Genomic DNA, 13,911 nt, shown 5'->3' on the forward strand with positions numbered 1-13,911 from the left:
CAGGCACATCATGCCCACGCGGACGTCCGGCGGCGGCTGCCAGGGGGATGGCGGCGCGGCGCACCAGTCGGGCTCTATCTTTATCTCCCCACCGAGCCTTGGCCGGCGGCGCGTTGGCGCACAGCCGGGGCGGCTCTGTATCGGCAAGCATTATGCCATGAGGCGGCGCCGATTCGGCCTGAAATCCGCCCCCCGGTTCAGGTTGCAGCAGTTTGAACCTGAGCGGGCGGCTGGCCGGAGTGGCTGGCGCCCAGGTTGTCGATCAGGGTGGGGTGGCGATCAGGGCCCGTCCTGCGCCATCGACTCGGCCCACAGCGCGCGCACGCGCTCCAGGTCGGCCGGGGTGTCGACGCCGGGCGCCGGGGCGGCAGCGGTTTCCACCACGGCGATGCGCTCGCCATGCCACATTGCGCGCAGTTGCTCCAGCGCCTCGGTCTGCTCGAGCGGCGCGGCGGCCAGGGTCGGGAAGCGCCGCAGGAAGCCGGCGCGATAGGCGTACAGGCCGATATGGCGCAGCACCGGCATGGCCGGCAGCGGGACCAGAGCCATCGCGGCGGGCACGGCCGGCACACCCGCCCACGCGTCGCGCGCCCACGGGATCGGCGCGCGCGAGAAATACAGCGCGCGTCCGGCGGCGTCGCACACGACCTTGACCACGTTGGGATTGAAGACCTCGGCGATATCGTGCAGCGGGTGGGCCGCGGTGGCGATGGCGCAGTCGGCGTGGCGCGACAGGTGCAGCGCCACCTCGTCGATCAGCGTGGGGTCGATCAGCGGCTCGTCGCCTTGCACGTTGACCACGATGGCGTCGTCGGGCAGGGCGAGTTGCGTTGCCACTTCGGCCAGGCGGTCGGTGCCGGTGGGGTGGTCGGCGCGGGTCAGCACGGCTTCGATGCCGTGGTCCGCGCAGACCTGCGCCACGGACGGGGCGTCGGTGGCGACCACGGTGCGCCGGGCGGACGAGGCATGGGCGCGTTCGGCCACGCGCACGACCATCGGGCGCCCGCCGATATCGGCCAGCGGCTTGTCGGGCAGGCGGGTCGAAGCGAGCCGCGCGGGGATGACGACGGTGAAGGCCGGAACGGTCATGGTGCTGGCTTGGTTAGCTTCAGTTGCCCGCGGTGGCGCTCAGTTGCCATTCACCGGCGCGTCGGGGTCGATGGCACGGCCCGGCACCGACTGGCGCGCTTCGTCGGCGAGCATCACCGGGATGCCGTCGCGGATCGGGTATGCGAGCTTGTCGGCGTGGCAGATCAGTTCCTGCGCGGCGCGGTCGTATTCCAGCTTGCCCTTGCACAGCGGGCAGACCAGGATTTCAAGCAGCCGGTTGTCCATCTCGGTGTTCCTCGTTGCGCCCGGCGCCGCCGGACGTGGCCGCCGCCGACTGCGCGGTCGGTGCGGTGTTGATATGCGCCAGCACGGCGCTGCGGATTTTGTCGATCAGGCCAGCGTCGATCACCGGCCTGGTAGGCACGACCCAGATGCGCGGGTCGTCGAAGCGCTCGCATTTTACGGCATCCTTCTCGGTGATCAGGATCACGTCGGCATCGAGCGCGTCGGCGTTGCCGGTGAACGGGTCTTCGGCAAAGTCATAGTGGTCGGGCAGCGGCAGCGTCTTCGGCGACAGACCGGCGCCGCGCAGGCTGGCGAAGAAGCGCTCGGGGTTGCCGATGCCGGCCGCGGCCAGCACGCGCCGCCCGGCAAAGGCGGCAACGGGCCGCGCCATGGTCGGGTCGTTCAGCTGCCAGGCGTCTTCCAGCTCCAGCCGCATGCCGTAGACGCCGGGGCGGTCGGGCGTGGCGCGGAAGTTGGGATCATTGATCAGCGTGGCGTCGCGCGGGCGCGTCAGCGGCTCGCGCAGCGGGCCGGCCGGCAGCATCAGGCCATTGCCGCCCATGCGCGTGTCGAACATCACGATCTCGAAATCGCGCTGCAGCTTGTAGTGCTGCAGGCCGTCGTCGAGCAGCAGCACGTTGACGCCGGGGTGCGACACCAGCATGGTCTGCGCGCACAGCGCGCGGTCCGGGAACACCCACACCGGCACGTCGGTGGCGCGCGCGATCAGCAGCGGCTCGTCGCCGACGTCGCTGGCCTGCGAGGTCGGCTTGACCCGGCGCGGATGCTTGAGCTCGACGCCATAGCCGCGCGACACCACGCCGGGACGCAGGCCGGCCTCGGTCAGCGCGTGGGCCAGCGCGATCACCGCCGGCGTCTTGCCGGTGCCGCCCACGGTCACGTTGCCCACCACCACCACCGGCATCGGCAGCCGCGTGGACTTGAACCAGCCACGCCGGTAGCCGTGCCGGCGCACGCGGGCGACCAGCCCGAACAGCAGCGAGAACGGCAGCATGACCCAGGCAAACCAGCCGCGGCGCTGCCACTGGGCGGTCACGAAGTCGGCGAGGGCATGGCGGGGAGCGGGCATGGACGCGGCGGGTCGTTCAGGTCGTGGATGGGATGGGATTGTAGTGCGCCCGGGATCCCGCGCCCCCGAAAAGGGACCCAAAGGGACTGGAAGGGACCGAAAGGGTGGATCGGCAAGGACCGGCGGATCCACCCATTATGGGCACTGCGAAGCGCATGGGGCAAGCCCGGCCAGGCTGGCTTCGCGCCCGCAGGCAAGGCCGCCGTTCCCCGCTTCCGCGGGGCAACGACGATGCCGGAGCTCAGCGCGGCTGCGAGCTCTGCGTGGCGAAGGTCAGGCGCGACAGCCCGGCCAGCCGCGCGGCTTCCATCACGTTGACCACCGCCTGGTGGCTGGCCTGCGCGTCGGCGTTGACGATCACCACCGGCGGCTGGCCATTGCCGGATCCCCCGGCGCCGGCGGGGCCGGACGCGGCGCGCAGCTGGTCGGCGAGGCTGGTTACATCCTTCTGCTCCAGCACTTTCTTGTTGATCGAGTAGACCCCGCGCGACGACACCGACACCACGATTTCCTGCGGCCGCTGCTGGGCGCGCTCGGCGTCGGCGGTGGGCAGCTGGATCTGCAGCTCGGTATAGCGCGAGTACGTGGTCGTGATCATCAGGAAGATCAGGATCACGAGCAGCACGTCGATCAGCGGGATCAGGTTGATCTCCGGCTCTTCGCGCCGCTGGCGGGAACGGAATCGCATGGCGTGGCGGGTCCGTGATCAGCTGCGGCGCTGCGGCAGGATCGCGTCCAGGAACGCGGTGGCGCGGAATTCCAGCTCGGCCACGTAGTCGTCAACGCGGCGGCGGAAGTAGCGCCAGAAGATCAGCGCCGGGATCGCCACGATCAGGCCGAAGGCGGTGTTGTACAGCGCCACCGAGATGCCGTGCGCCAGCTGCTCCGGGTTGGCGCCGGTGCCGCCCTGGCTGCCGAAGATCTCGATCATGCCGATCACGGTGCCCAGCAGCCCCATCAGCGGCGCCACCGAGGCGATCGTGCCGAGTGCGTTCAGGTAGCGCTCCAGCTCATGCGCGACCGCACGGCCGGCTTCCTCGACCACATCCTTGGCGGCGTCGCGCGAGGTGTGCGGCTGCAGCACCACGTGGCGCAGGCCGGCGGCCAGCACGCGGCCGAGCGGCGAATTCTGTTCGATCGTGTTGACCACTTCCGGCGTGGCGCGGCGCTGCTGCGCAGCGGCCAGCGCTTCGTCATAGAGCCGCGGCGGCAGCACCTTGCTGCGCTTGAGCGACAGGAAGCGTTCGACGACCAGCGCCAGCGCGAGGACCGAGGCCAGCAACAGCGGCCAGATCGGCCAGCCGGCCGCTTGAATGATGGAAAACAATTGGACCCCCGGGATCGACAACCCAATAAAGAAACCCCAACCAGCTGGTCGGCATGCCTTGAGGCGCGTCAGCAGGCAGCGCACTCCGGCATTGCTCTGAAAAATCAGGCGCAACTCTACCCCGCGGCCTGCCGCGCGGCAAGCGACGGCCGGGCCGGCTGTCTCGGGCGCGCATCGGTGCCGGCCGATGTTGGCGGCGACTTTCCACAGGGCGCAGGGACAGAATTGTGGATCGATTGTGGAAAGCCGCCGAACAAGCGATGCAAGTGCTTGATTCGCAAAAGGAAGCGTGGATCTGCTTAAAAATTAAGCAGATCCGTCCCGGGCGCTCGCGACGCTTGCCGCACACCGGAGAAAGGCGGGTTTGCAGCTGCTGCATACCCTTGTCGGTGCGATCGCGCACGATGTGACGCGGTCATCCACACCATTGCGGGACAGTATTGTGGAGCGGTTGTGGACAGGTGTCGGAGAATCCATCTAAGTCCTTGATTTTAAAAGCATGGCATGTGATTGCTTAAAAAATAGGCAAATGCTTCCTGACGTGCTGCACGACCGCCCGATGGTGCGATGCATGGGTATACCCGAGCTTTTCCACACCCGGCAGGGAGAGAATTGTGGATGGCCTGTGGATAAAGTCTGGAGAGGTGGGCTAACCCATTGATTTCATGAGGGGCGTTGCTCGCTGCCTAAAAAATAGGCGGCGCCTCGCTATTCGACGTTCCACATGGTGCAGTGCGGGCGCATGGCTTGACATGCCGCCTACGCCGCCCCGCAGCGTGATGCCGGCCACGCTTGAGGTAATAATCAGCGAAAAAGTCGGGTAAACGGCGCGTTTTATCCAGAGATCCTGTGGATAACTTTGTGAACAAGCCCCATTGGCGCCCGCTAAGTGGTTGATGCAAAAGAGAATTGGTTATATTGCCTAATTTTTATTTCAATCATAAATCTCATAAAAATCAAAGAGTTGTACGAAGTGATGCGGCTCGCCGGGCAGCATCGGCCCATCACTGCTACCCCCTTGACAGACCAGTTATGCTGTGGACATGTCCCATCAACGCCGCTTGACCGGCGTGCGCCATGCCCGACCTGACCAGCTTTTCGCGTGACGCTTCCTCCACCAGCCCCCGCGGTGGCCGCGAAGTCATTCCTGTCGGTGAGCTAAACCACACTATCGCCCGATTGCTGGAGCGCAGCTTCCCGCTGGCCTGGGTACGCGGAGAAATCTCCAACTTCACCCGCGCGGCCAGCGGCCACTGGTATTTCTCGCTCAAGGATGCGCGTGCCCAGATCCGCTGCGTGATGTTCCGCGGCCGCAACCAGCATGTCGACTTCCAGCCGCGCGAGGGCGAGGCGGTCGAGGTGCGCGCCGTGGTCACGATGTACGAGGCGCGCGGCGAACTGCAGCTCGGCGTGGAGGCGATGCGCCGCGCCGGCCTGGGCAACCTTTACGAAGCCTTCCTGCGGCTGAAGGAAAAGCTGGCGCAGGCCGGCCTGTTCGCACCGGAGCGCAAGCGGGCGGTGCCATCGCACCCGCGCACCATCGGCGTCATCACTTCGCTGCAGGCAGCCGCCTTGCGCGATGTGCTGACCACGCTGCGCCGGCGCGCGCCGCATGTGCCGGTGGTGGTCTATCCGGTACCGGTGCAGGGGGCCGGGGCGGCCCAGAAGATCGCCGACGCGATCGACCTGGCCGATGCGCGCCGCGACTGCGACGTGCTGATCCTGTGCCGCGGCGGGGGCAGCATCGAAGACCTGTGGTCGTTCAATGAAGAGGTGGTGGCGCATGCGATCGCGCGTTGCGCACTGCCGCTGATTTCCGGCGTCGGCCACGAGACCGACTTCACCATTGCCGATTTCGTCGCCGACGTGCGCGCGCCCACGCCGACCGGCGCGGCCGAGCTGGTCAGCCCCGACCGCTCGCACCTGCTGGCGCAGACCCTGCGCGGCCGCGACGCGCTGGCGCAGGCGATGCGCCGCGCGCTTGACCTGCGCGCCCAGCACCTGGACTGGCTGGCGCGGCGCGTGCGCAGCCCGCAGGCGCAGCTGCAGGAACGCCGCGCGCGCGTCGACAATCTGGCCCGACACTTGCGGTCGGCATTGCGCGACACCGTGGTGTCGCAGCGGCATCGCCAGCAGGTGCTGGCGATGCGCTGGAGCGCATGCCGCCCCGACACCGCCGCGGCACAAGCGGACCTGGCACGGCTATGGCAGCGGCTGCAGGCCGCCGCCACTCGCGGCCACGAGCGCGCCGGACAGCGCCTGGCGCGCGCCGCCGGTGCGCTGGAGCTGCTGGCACCGCAGCGCACGCTCGAGCGCGGCTACGCGGTGCTGCTCGACCAGCGCGGCCGTGCGCTGCGCTCGCCCACCGAGATCCGCCCGGGCAGCGTGGTCGAGGCGCATCTGGCCGAGGGCGTGGCCGACCTGTCGATTGCCGGCGTGCAGGCGAAGCTGGGCGATTTCTGAGGCACGAAGAAAAGCGTGGTCTTGGGTGCTCCCGAGCGGCCCGAGCTTGCCCAGGCAAGGTGTTCTCCCTCTCCCCTCAGCGGGAGACGGGAGCAAACCGGCGCCTTTCTCAATCGCCCCGGAAACCCGCCGCCAGACAAACTAACATCGAAGCAGGGGCATAGGCCTGCGGTTTGCGCGGGTATTCCAAGTCCCCTACAATCGGCAATTCCGGACCCTACAACCCCAACCCACAGAGACAGAACAATGGAACACAAGCTCCCCCCGCTTCCGTACGCGCATGATGCCCTGGCTCCGCACATCTCCAAGGAGACGCTGGAGTTCCATCATGACAAGCACCACCAGACCTACGTCACCAACCTGAACAACCTCATCAAGGGCACCGAGTTCGAGAACGCGACCCTGGAAGAGATCGTCAAGAAGTCGTCGGGCGGCATCTTCAACAACGCTGCCCAGGTGTGGAACCACACCTTCTACTGGGATTCGCTGAAGCCCAACGGCGGCGGCCAGCCGACCGGCGCGCTGGCTGATGCCATCAACGCCAAGTGGGGCTCGTTCGACAAGTTCAAGGAAGAATTCACCAAGGTTGCCGTCGGCACCTTCGGTTCGGGCTGGGCCTGGCTGGTGAAGAAGGCCGACGGCTCGCTGGACCTGGTGTCCACCTCCAACGCCGCGACGCCGCTGACCACCGATGCCAAGCCGCTGCTGACCTGCGACGTGTGGGAACACGCCTACTACATCGACTACCGCAATGCCCGTCCGAAGTACGTCGAGGCATTCTGGAACGTCGTGAACTGGGACTTCGCCGGCAAGAACTTCGCCTGAGCCCCGGTCATCCTTGCAGCAGCAAAAAGCCCCGGAAATTCCGGGGCTTTTTGTTTGGCGTTGGATTGCCGCGTGTGTTTCGCCGCTCACTGCTTCGCCTGCGATGCCAGCTGCCGCGCCATCTCGAGGTGGTGGTTCAGCGTCGGCAGCGTCTGCCGCGCGAATGCCTTGACGCTGTCGTCCTTGGCATCGTCGGCCGCCTTGCGGAACAGTGCCACCGCCTCTTGGTGGGCCTCGACGCCGAACTGCCGGGCGTAGGCGCTATCGAACGCGCCGCCGCTGAGCTTGCCGAGGTCTTCCAGTTGCTGCTTCTTTAGCTCGGGAGGCGACGCCGGCAGCTGTATGCCGAGTTTCCTCGCCAGCTGCAGCATCTTCTCGTCCGCGGCCTGATGGTCGCGGATCATCTGCGCGGCGAAGGCCTTGACCTGTTCGCCGCCAGCGCGGGTCTGCGCCAGCTTGCTGGCGGCGATTTCCAGCGCGCTGGCCTCGGCCGCGTCGCGCAGGAACAGTGCGTCCTTGTTCGGCGCCATCGCGGTGCCTGGCTTGTCCGACAACGGCGCCGCATAGGTGGCGGTGGCAAGCAGCAGCGCCATCGCCGCCAGGATCATCTTATGGACCGGTCGTATCATGATGGCCTCCTCAATCCTGTCTGGGTTGTCCGTTCTACGCCATCAGCCCGCCGTCGTGATGTCTGCGGAAAAGGCCGCCGCGAGTTCGAATCGATGTCAGCGTCCCTTGGAATCGGGCACGCGGGTCTGGTCGATGCTGGCGCCGCCGCTGCCGGTGCGCGGCTTGCCGTGCAAGCCATCGCGGTCGGCCTTGCCGGCGCTTTCCGATGCCGGCTTGGGCTTGTCGCGGCCGGGCAGGCCGCCAGCCGTATGCGGTTCCTTCGGCACGTCGCCCAGCTCGCGCGCGAGCCCGCCTGGATTGGTCGGCGTGGCACCCGGCGTGCTGGATGGCGCCACCGCGGCGCCCGGCGGCGGAATGGTCTGGCTGCCGATGGGCCCTTTGTCGGTGCGCACACCGGTGCTGTCTGTCTTCTGGGCCAGCGCGCCGCCGGCCAGCAGCGACAGCAGCGCGGCGGCCGCGGCAAAGCGGGAAGTGGATGTCACAGCGGACGCAAGGCGGATGCGCATTGGTTTCTCCTGGCGTGATGTTGTCCTGCTGTTGTTGTGCAAAGCATTTGCCGGGCCACGGATACGACGACGGCCCGTGTCGCTGTGGCCACCCGCTGCATCGCACTTTCTACAAGCACTGGCGCTTCTTACAGGCGTCACCCGCGGCGTGCGGTGCCGCGGCGCATGCATGTGTCCGGCCCGCTGCAGCAGTGCCGCCGTGGAATGAAAGTTGCGCGCCATGCTGGAGTGGCCGCGCCGCGGCCTGATGCTCAGGAGGCGCCATGAAGCAAAGCAAGCACGACACGTCGGGCAACCCCTCGCTCGACAAGCGGCAGGGGCTGGATGACCGCGAACTGCGGGAGAACGCGGCGGAAAACCAGCGTGCGCGCGAACGCGCCGCTGCGGACTGGGAGCATGCGGCTTCGCATCGAAAGGATAAGGCCGCGGACCCATCCTCGAGCCCACGCGCGCCGCGCAGCGAAGAGAAGCCCGGCCGCGGCGAATTCCCGCCCGGCGTCGGCAAGCGCGACCTGCTCGACCCGGGCAGCCGCGATCCCGATGCGCCGCCCACGGTGAACCGTTCCTGAGGCCGCCTAGCCTTCGCCGCGCGCCAGCCGCGCGGCTGCTTGCAGGCTGCGCACGATGCGATCGAATGCGGCCGCGCGCGCGTCGTCGGAACGCTGGCGCAGCGCAAACGACGGATGATAGGTGGCGATGACGAGCCGGCCCTCGTGCTCGACCGGCGTGTCCATCATCGTGCCCAGCGTCACACTCTTGCGGCCCAGCACCGCGCGCGCGGCGGTGGCGCCCAGCGCGACGATGATCCGCGGATCCACCTGCTTGAGCTCGCGCTCGAGCCACAGGTGGCACGCTTCGATCTCCAGCTGGCCCGGCGACTTGTGCAGCCGCCGCTTGCCGCGCAATTCGAACTTGAAATGCTTGACCGCATTGGTCATGAACAGCTTGTCGCGGTCCAGTCCGGCACGCCCCAGCGCATCGTCCAGCAGCTGTCCCGCGGGACCCACGAACGGCGAGCCCTGCAGGTCTTCCTGCGAGCCGGGCTGCTCGCCCACCAGCATGATGCGCGCGTGCGCCGCGCCGGCACCGGGCACGCCTTGAGTGGCATTGCGCCATAGCGGGCAACGCCGGCATTCGTTCAGTTCGGCACGGCTGACTGGTGGCTTCTTGCGCTCGGGCATCATCGATGTCTGGCAGTGGGACGCATGGCGCCGCTAGCCGGTGCGCAGCAGGTTCCGCGCCATGCGCCGCGGGCGCTACGCACCGGTACGGAATTTGCCTCGCCCCAACACCTCGGAGGCGGCCGGTCCCGCCGCTTCCTCCGTTGACCTGAACGCCGATTCCCAGCACGCATGCCCCAGCAACCGATCGCGCCCCCGTCCCGCCGCCGCATTGCCGCCGAACTGTTCCGCGCGATATGGCGTTTCCGCCTGCGCGTGGTGGTGGCGGTATCGCTGTTGCTGCTGGCCAAGGCCTGCGCGGTGGCGGTGCCGCTGCTGCTCAAGCTCGTGGTCGACGAAGTCGCGCCGGCCGCGGCCGGCACCGATGCGGCGCGGCTCGGGCTGGTGGCCATGCCCGTGTTCCTGGTGCTGGCCTACGCGATCCTGCGGCTGATGGGCAATGCCTTCAGCGAACTGCGCGACGTGGTCTTCGCCTATGTCACGCAAAGCACAGTGGCAGCGTTCATGGAGCGCACCTTCGCGCACCTGCACGCGCTGGGCGCGCGCTTCCATGCCAGGCGCGCCACCGGCAGCGTGATCCGCGACCTGGAGAAGGGCACAGCGGCGATCGGCTTCCTGCTGGGCGTGGCAGTCTTCACCATCGTGCCGACGCTGATGGAAATCGTCTCCGTGCTGGCCATCATGATCGGCGCCTATGGCGGCGCGTTCGCCGCGATCATCCTGGGCGTGTTCGTGCTGTACTCGGCCTTTACCTGGTACTACACGCAGCGGCGCATGCGCGTGCAGCGCAAGGTCAATGCGGTGGAGGCCACCACCAACAGCAAGGTGGTCGACAGCCTGCTCAACTACGACACGGTCAAGTTCTTCGCGCGCGAGTCGTTCGAGACACGGCGGCTGTCCGACATATTGCGGCGCTGGGTCGGCATCAGCGTCGAGAACCAGTACGCGCTGTCGACGCTGCATATCGGCCAGAGCGTATGCATTGCGCTCGGCGTGGCGGCGGTGATGCTGCTGGCCACGCAGCGCGTGATCCAGGGTTCGCTGTCGGTGGGCGACCTGGTGCTGATCAATGCCTACATCATCCAGGTGGTGCTGCCGCTCAATACGCTGGGTTTTATCTTCCGCGAGTCGAACGACGCCATGACCAACGTCGAGCGCCTGTTCGCGTTGCTCGACGCGCGCGGCAGGCCCGGCGAGGACGACGACGCGCCGGGGGCGCGGCCGCTGCGCGTGACGCGCGGCGAGATCGTGTTCGACCGCGTCAACTTCAGCTACGACCCCAGCCACCAGACCCTGTGGGAGGTCAGCTTCCGCGCGCAGGCGGGGCAGACCGTGGCGGTGGTCGGCGGCAGCGGCTCGGGCAAGTCGACGCTGGCGCGGCTGCTGTTCCGCCTGTACCAGCCCGATAGCGGCAGCATCGGCATCGACGGGCAGGACCTGCGGCTGGTGACGCAGCGCAGCCTGCGCGAGATGATCGGCATCGTGCCGCAGGACACCATCCTGTTCAACGACACCATCGCCTACAACATCGGCTACGGCCGCGAAGGCGCGACCCGCGCCGATATCGTCGCGGCGGCGCGCGCGGCGCAGCTCGATGCCTTTATCGATCGCCTGCCCGACGGCTACGAAACCCAGGTCGGCGAGCGCGGCGTGCGCCTGTCCGGGGGCGAGCGGCAGCGCGTGGCGATCGCGCGCGCGATGCTCAAGCGCCCGCCACTGGTGGTGTTCGACGAGGCCACCTCGGCGCTGGACACGCGCTCGGAGCGCGCGATCCAGCAGGAGCTGTCGGCGGTGGCGCGCGGCCGCACCGCGCTGATCATCGCGCACCGGCTTTCCACCATCGTCGATGCCGACCAGATCCTGGTGATGGAGCACGGCCGCATCGTCGAGCAGGGCTCGCACGCCACGCTGCTGGCGCGCGGCGGCATCTACACGCAGATGTGGCAGCTGCAGCAGCAGCAGCGCGAACTGGAGCGCGCCGAGCGGCGCCTGGCGCTGCAGCCGGTGCGGCTGGAGACGCTGGTGGCCAGCGTGGTCGATGGCCTGCGTGAGACCATCGCCGAGCGCCACGTCAACCTGTTCACGGTGCAGAGCGAAGCCGAGCTGCGCGTGACCGGCGATCCCGGCGTGCTGCAGAAGGCCATCTGGGAACTCTGCCAGCAGATGATTGCCACCACGGAACCGGGCGGGCGGCTGGAGCTGCGTCTGGAACGGCACGACGGGCAGGCCGGGCTGCGCGTGTCGGCGTCGCCGCAGCAGGGGCCGCTGGAAGACGTGGAGGGACTGCGCGAATGGCTGGGCGAGCACGGCGTGACGCTGACCGCCGATCCCGGCGCTCATGCGTGCCAGTTGCTGATGCCGATGCGCGCGGTGCAGGAGCCGGAGCCGCGGCGCGCCCCGGCGCCCGGCACGCCCGAGGCGCTCGAAGTGCCCGACACGCAAGCGCTCAAGGGCATGCGCGTGCTGCTGCTGGACGACGACGAAACCACGCGCGAGGTGCTGAGCGCCGCGCTTGAAGACTACGGCGCGCATGCGATCGCGCAGGAGCGCGGCGACGAAGTGATCGGGTTGCTGGCGGCGACGCCGCAGGCCGAGTGGCCGCAGGTGCTGCTGTGCGACCTGGCGCTCGGCGAGGAAGACGGCTACACCGTGCTGCGCCGCGTGCGCCGGCTGGAAGCGCAGATGCAGGTGCCGCTGGGGCGGCGCATGACGGCCATCGCGCTATCGGGACACGCCGAGCCGCAGGACCGCATGCGCGCGATGATGGCGGGGTTCCAGCTGCATCTGTCAAAGCCGGTGCGGATCGGCGAGCTGGTGGCGGCGCTGAGGTCACTGGCGACGCGGGCGGAGCAGGAGCCTGGATGAGGGCTTTCACCGCCCCCGCAAATCCCGCCTCAACGCGGCCAATTCCCGCGGTATCACCCGCCGCTCGCGCATCACCCACGCCATCCCCTTCAGCACCTCCGCAATGCCGCGCCACCCCTGCGAACGCAGCAGGCCCGGCAACTCAGCCGCCGTTTCCTCCAGCGCCATGCGCCACGGCAGCCGCAGCCAGGCCGCCCACACCGCATTGCGCGCCAGCAGCGAGCGGCGCCGGCCGCCGTCGCGCAGCGGGCTGGGATGGTGGTGCACCACCAGTTGCGGCGCGTAGACCAGGTGCCAGCCGCTCGCCGCGAGGTCCAGCGCCAGCAAGGTTTCTTCGCCGCCGATAAAGAAGCGCGGATGATAGCCGCCGGCCTGGCGGAATGCTTCGGTGCGGAACGCGGTGGCGCCAGCCATCAGGCCGAGGATGGCGCGCCCAGGCAGCATGGCCGACGGCAGCGGGCTGTCGGCCATGCGCGCGCAGGCGGGATCCTCGCGTGCGCATTCGCCGACGAGGATGCGTGCGGTCAGCGCGGCCACGCGCGGATGGTCGCGGAACATGGCACAGGCGGTGGCGAGCGAGCCCGGCGTCCACCAGCAATCGTCGTCGCAGAAGGCGACATAGCGCGTGCGCGCCCAGTTTGCGCCGAGGTTGCGCCCCGCGGCGCCGAGGTTGCGCCGGCAGCGCAGCAGCGTGGCATGCGGGAACTCGTTACGGACCATCGCGCTGGTGCCGTCGTCGGAGGCGTTGTCGACCACCACGAGGGGCGGGCGCTCCGGCAGCGCGCTGAGCTGGCGCAGGGCGTGCCGCACGGTGTCGCGCCGGTTGTGCGTCAGCACCACCACGCTGATGTCGAGCGAGGCGCCCGGCGGCGCGGCATGCAAGGCTTGGTCGGCAGGCATCGCTATCGCTATCGGTATCGCGAAGGGGAATCAGCGTTGCGCAGACTCGCCGGCGGACAGCGACCAGTAGCGCTCAGGCGCGCACAGGTCGCACAGCTGTTCTTCGCCGAACATCTGCACCTGGCTCTGGTAGGCATTGACTGCGTAGCTCTTCTGCGCGAGGTACTGGCTGACCGGCAGGTTGACCGGGGTCGCTTGCAGTCCCGCGCCCAGGCATTCGGCCAGCCGTTGCTGCAGCACCCCGGGCAACCGGCGGTAGATCACGTCCTCGTAGTACAGCCACTGCACCGGCAGCGCCGATGCCGCCTGCCCTCGCGATGGCACCAGCAGCGCGGCCCACGCCGCGGCGCGCACCTGCGCCGCCTGCATCAGCAGGCGGCAGGCTTCATGCGCCAGCACGTGGTCGGAATGGAACAGGCCGAGCGGCGCAACCACCATGCCGTCGGTCTGCGCCAGCAGCACGGGCTGCAGGCTGTCCGCGATCTCGCGCGGCGTATGACGGCGGCCATACTGGCTGTCCCAGAAATCGAGCCAGACCGGCTGCGCGCCCAGCATGCCAAGGGCGCGGTTGTCCTCGCGCCGGCGCGCGCGCACTGCCTGCTCGGCGCTGTCGAAGCCCGCGGCGCGGTCCCAGTCCGGTGCCGGCACATCGGCGGGCGGGACGCCGGCGAAGACCGTCACCACGCGCGCGCCCCGTGCCGCGGCGATCAGGCCGCCGCAGCTGAACACCGCATCGTCCAGGTGCGGTGCAATCACCGTCACCGGGCCGGCTATGTCAGTCACCATCGA

General features: G+C 68.6%; 14 protein-coding genes. 4 read left to right on the forward strand and 10 right to left on the reverse strand.

Features of this window, described 5'->3' with window-relative positions; all coding sequences use genetic code 11:
- Positions 1-279: 279 nt before the first annotated feature.
- The 5 genes from kdsB to AC5WJ1_RS02850 all read right to left on the reverse strand — a co-directional run bounded on the left by kdsB (position 280) and on the right by AC5WJ1_RS02850 (position 3,752).
- Positions 280-1,089, reverse strand: coding sequence for a 3-deoxy-manno-octulosonate cytidylyltransferase (gene kdsB / locus AC5WJ1_RS02830; RefSeq protein WP_434033161.1), 810 nt, complete (start codon positions 1,087-1,089; stop codon positions 280-282).
- A 39-nt stretch (positions 1,090-1,128) separates the two neighbouring features.
- Complete coding sequence (locus AC5WJ1_RS02835) at positions 1,129-1,335, reverse strand: Trm112 family protein (protein WP_133093849.1); 207 nt, start codon at positions 1,333-1,335, stop codon at positions 1,129-1,131.
- Complete coding sequence (gene lpxK / locus AC5WJ1_RS02840) at positions 1,316-2,425, reverse strand: tetraacyldisaccharide 4'-kinase (protein ID WP_133093850.1); 1,110 nt, start codon at positions 2,423-2,425, stop codon at positions 1,316-1,318. The genes AC5WJ1_RS02835 and lpxK overlap by 20 nt, the downstream gene beginning before the upstream one ends.
- Positions 2,426-2,666: 241 nt before the next feature.
- Positions 2,667-3,113 carry an ExbD/TolR family protein gene (locus tag AC5WJ1_RS02845; RefSeq protein WP_133093851.1) on the reverse strand — a complete coding sequence of 149 codons (447 nt, stop codon included), beginning with the start codon at positions 3,111-3,113 and terminating at the stop codon, positions 2,667-2,669.
- A gap of 18 nt (positions 3,114-3,131) precedes the next feature.
- The gene (locus AC5WJ1_RS02850) at positions 3,132-3,752 is read right to left on the reverse strand and encodes a MotA/TolQ/ExbB proton channel family protein (protein WP_133093852.1); all 621 of its coding nucleotides are present in this window, start codon (positions 3,750-3,752) and stop codon (positions 3,132-3,134) included.
- A gap of 1,077 nt (positions 3,753-4,829) precedes the next feature.
- Between AC5WJ1_RS02850 and xseA the strand changes: the two genes are divergently transcribed.
- Positions 4,830-6,215, forward strand: coding sequence for an exodeoxyribonuclease VII large subunit (xseA, locus tag AC5WJ1_RS02855; RefSeq protein ID WP_135704586.1), 1,386 nt, complete (start codon positions 4,830-4,832; stop codon positions 6,213-6,215).
- Positions 6,216-6,461: 246 nt separating this feature from the next.
- Positions 6,462-7,040 (forward strand): superoxide dismutase [Fe], encoded by a 579-nt coding sequence (gene sodB / locus AC5WJ1_RS02860; protein ID WP_133093854.1) that lies wholly within the window; start codon positions 6,462-6,464, stop codon positions 7,038-7,040.
- A gap of 86 nt (positions 7,041-7,126) precedes the next feature.
- Here the strand turns inward: sodB and AC5WJ1_RS02865 are convergent, their stop codons facing one another.
- Entirely contained in the window at positions 7,127-7,669 is a 543-nt protein-coding gene (locus tag AC5WJ1_RS02865) for a DUF4142 domain-containing protein (RefSeq protein WP_243736825.1), read from the reverse strand.
- 96 nt (positions 7,670-7,765) lie between these two features.
- On the reverse strand, positions 7,766-8,176 hold the full coding sequence (locus AC5WJ1_RS02870) for a hypothetical protein (RefSeq protein ID WP_133093855.1): 411 nt from the start codon (positions 8,174-8,176) through the stop codon (positions 7,766-7,768).
- A 263-nt stretch (positions 8,177-8,439) separates the two neighbouring features.
- Between AC5WJ1_RS02870 and AC5WJ1_RS02875 the strand changes: the two genes are divergently transcribed.
- Positions 8,440-8,745: a hypothetical protein gene (locus AC5WJ1_RS02875; RefSeq protein WP_135704590.1), complete on the forward strand. Its 306-nt coding sequence runs from the start codon at positions 8,440-8,442 to the stop codon at positions 8,743-8,745.
- Between the two features lie 6 nt (positions 8,746-8,751).
- On the opposite strand, the gene AC5WJ1_RS02880 is transcribed toward AC5WJ1_RS02875, so the two are convergent.
- Entirely contained in the window at positions 8,752-9,357 is a 606-nt protein-coding gene (locus tag AC5WJ1_RS02880; RefSeq protein WP_195431772.1) for a UdgX family uracil-DNA binding protein, read from the reverse strand.
- Between the two features lie 171 nt (positions 9,358-9,528).
- On the opposite strand from AC5WJ1_RS02880, the gene AC5WJ1_RS02885 reads away from it, so the two are divergent.
- Entirely contained in the window at positions 9,529-12,222 is a 2,694-nt protein-coding gene (locus AC5WJ1_RS02885; protein ID WP_135704592.1) for an ABC transporter transmembrane domain-containing protein, read from the forward strand.
- 6 nt (positions 12,223-12,228) lie between these two features.
- On the opposite strand, the gene AC5WJ1_RS02890 is transcribed toward AC5WJ1_RS02885, so the two are convergent.
- Both AC5WJ1_RS02890 and AC5WJ1_RS02895 read right to left on the reverse strand, forming a co-directional pair.
- Positions 12,229-13,122, reverse strand: a complete 894-nt coding sequence (locus tag AC5WJ1_RS02890; protein ID WP_135704593.1) for a glycosyltransferase family 2 protein — start codon at positions 13,120-13,122, stop codon at positions 12,229-12,231.
- Between the two features lie 30 nt (positions 13,123-13,152).
- On the reverse strand, positions 13,153-13,908 hold the full coding sequence (locus AC5WJ1_RS02895; RefSeq protein ID WP_434033158.1) for a PIG-L deacetylase family protein: 756 nt from the start codon (positions 13,906-13,908) through the stop codon (positions 13,153-13,155).
- Positions 13,909-13,911: the final 3 nt, after the last annotated feature.

It is taken from the genome of Cupriavidus sp. MEYA8 (assembly GCF_059278825.1).

Bases quoted from the DNA above. Each gene is read 5' to 3' on its own strand.
- kdsB (WP_434033161.1), bottom strand. From the start codon at position 1,089: ATGACCGTTCCGGCCTTCACCGTCGTCATCCCCGCGCGGCTCGCTTCG.
- AC5WJ1_RS02835 (WP_133093849.1), bottom strand. From the start codon at position 1,335: ATGGACAACCGGCTGCTTGAAATCCTGGTCTGCCCGCTGTGCAAGGGC.
- lpxK (WP_133093850.1), bottom strand. From the start codon at position 2,425: ATGCCCGCTCCCCGCCATGCCCTCGCCGACTTCGTGACCGCCCAGTGG.
- AC5WJ1_RS02845 (WP_133093851.1), bottom strand. From the start codon at position 3,113: ATGCGATTCCGTTCCCGCCAGCGGCGCGAAGAGCCGGAGATCAACCTG.
- xseA (WP_135704586.1), top strand. From the start codon at position 4,830: ATGCCCGACCTGACCAGCTTTTCGCGTGACGCTTCCTCCACCAGCCCC.
- sodB (WP_133093854.1), top strand. From the start codon at position 6,462: ATGGAACACAAGCTCCCCCCGCTTCCGTACGCGCATGATGCCCTGGCT.
- AC5WJ1_RS02865 (WP_243736825.1), bottom strand. From the start codon at position 7,669: ATGATACGACCGGTCCATAAGATGATCCTGGCGGCGATGGCGCTGCTG.
- AC5WJ1_RS02870 (WP_133093855.1), bottom strand. From the start codon at position 8,176: ATGCGCATCCGCCTTGCGTCCGCTGTGACATCCACTTCCCGCTTTGCC.
- AC5WJ1_RS02875 (WP_135704590.1), top strand. From the start codon at position 8,440: ATGAAGCAAAGCAAGCACGACACGTCGGGCAACCCCTCGCTCGACAAG.
- AC5WJ1_RS02880 (WP_195431772.1), bottom strand. From the start codon at position 9,357: ATGCCCGAGCGCAAGAAGCCACCAGTCAGCCGTGCCGAACTGAACGAA.
- AC5WJ1_RS02885 (WP_135704592.1), top strand. From the start codon at position 9,529: ATGCCCCAGCAACCGATCGCGCCCCCGTCCCGCCGCCGCATTGCCGCC.
- AC5WJ1_RS02890 (WP_135704593.1), bottom strand. From the start codon at position 13,122: ATGCCTGCCGACCAAGCCTTGCATGCCGCGCCGCCGGGCGCCTCGCTC.
- AC5WJ1_RS02895 (WP_434033158.1), bottom strand. From the start codon at position 13,908: ATGGTGACTGACATAGCCGGCCCGGTGACGGTGATTGCACCGCACCTG.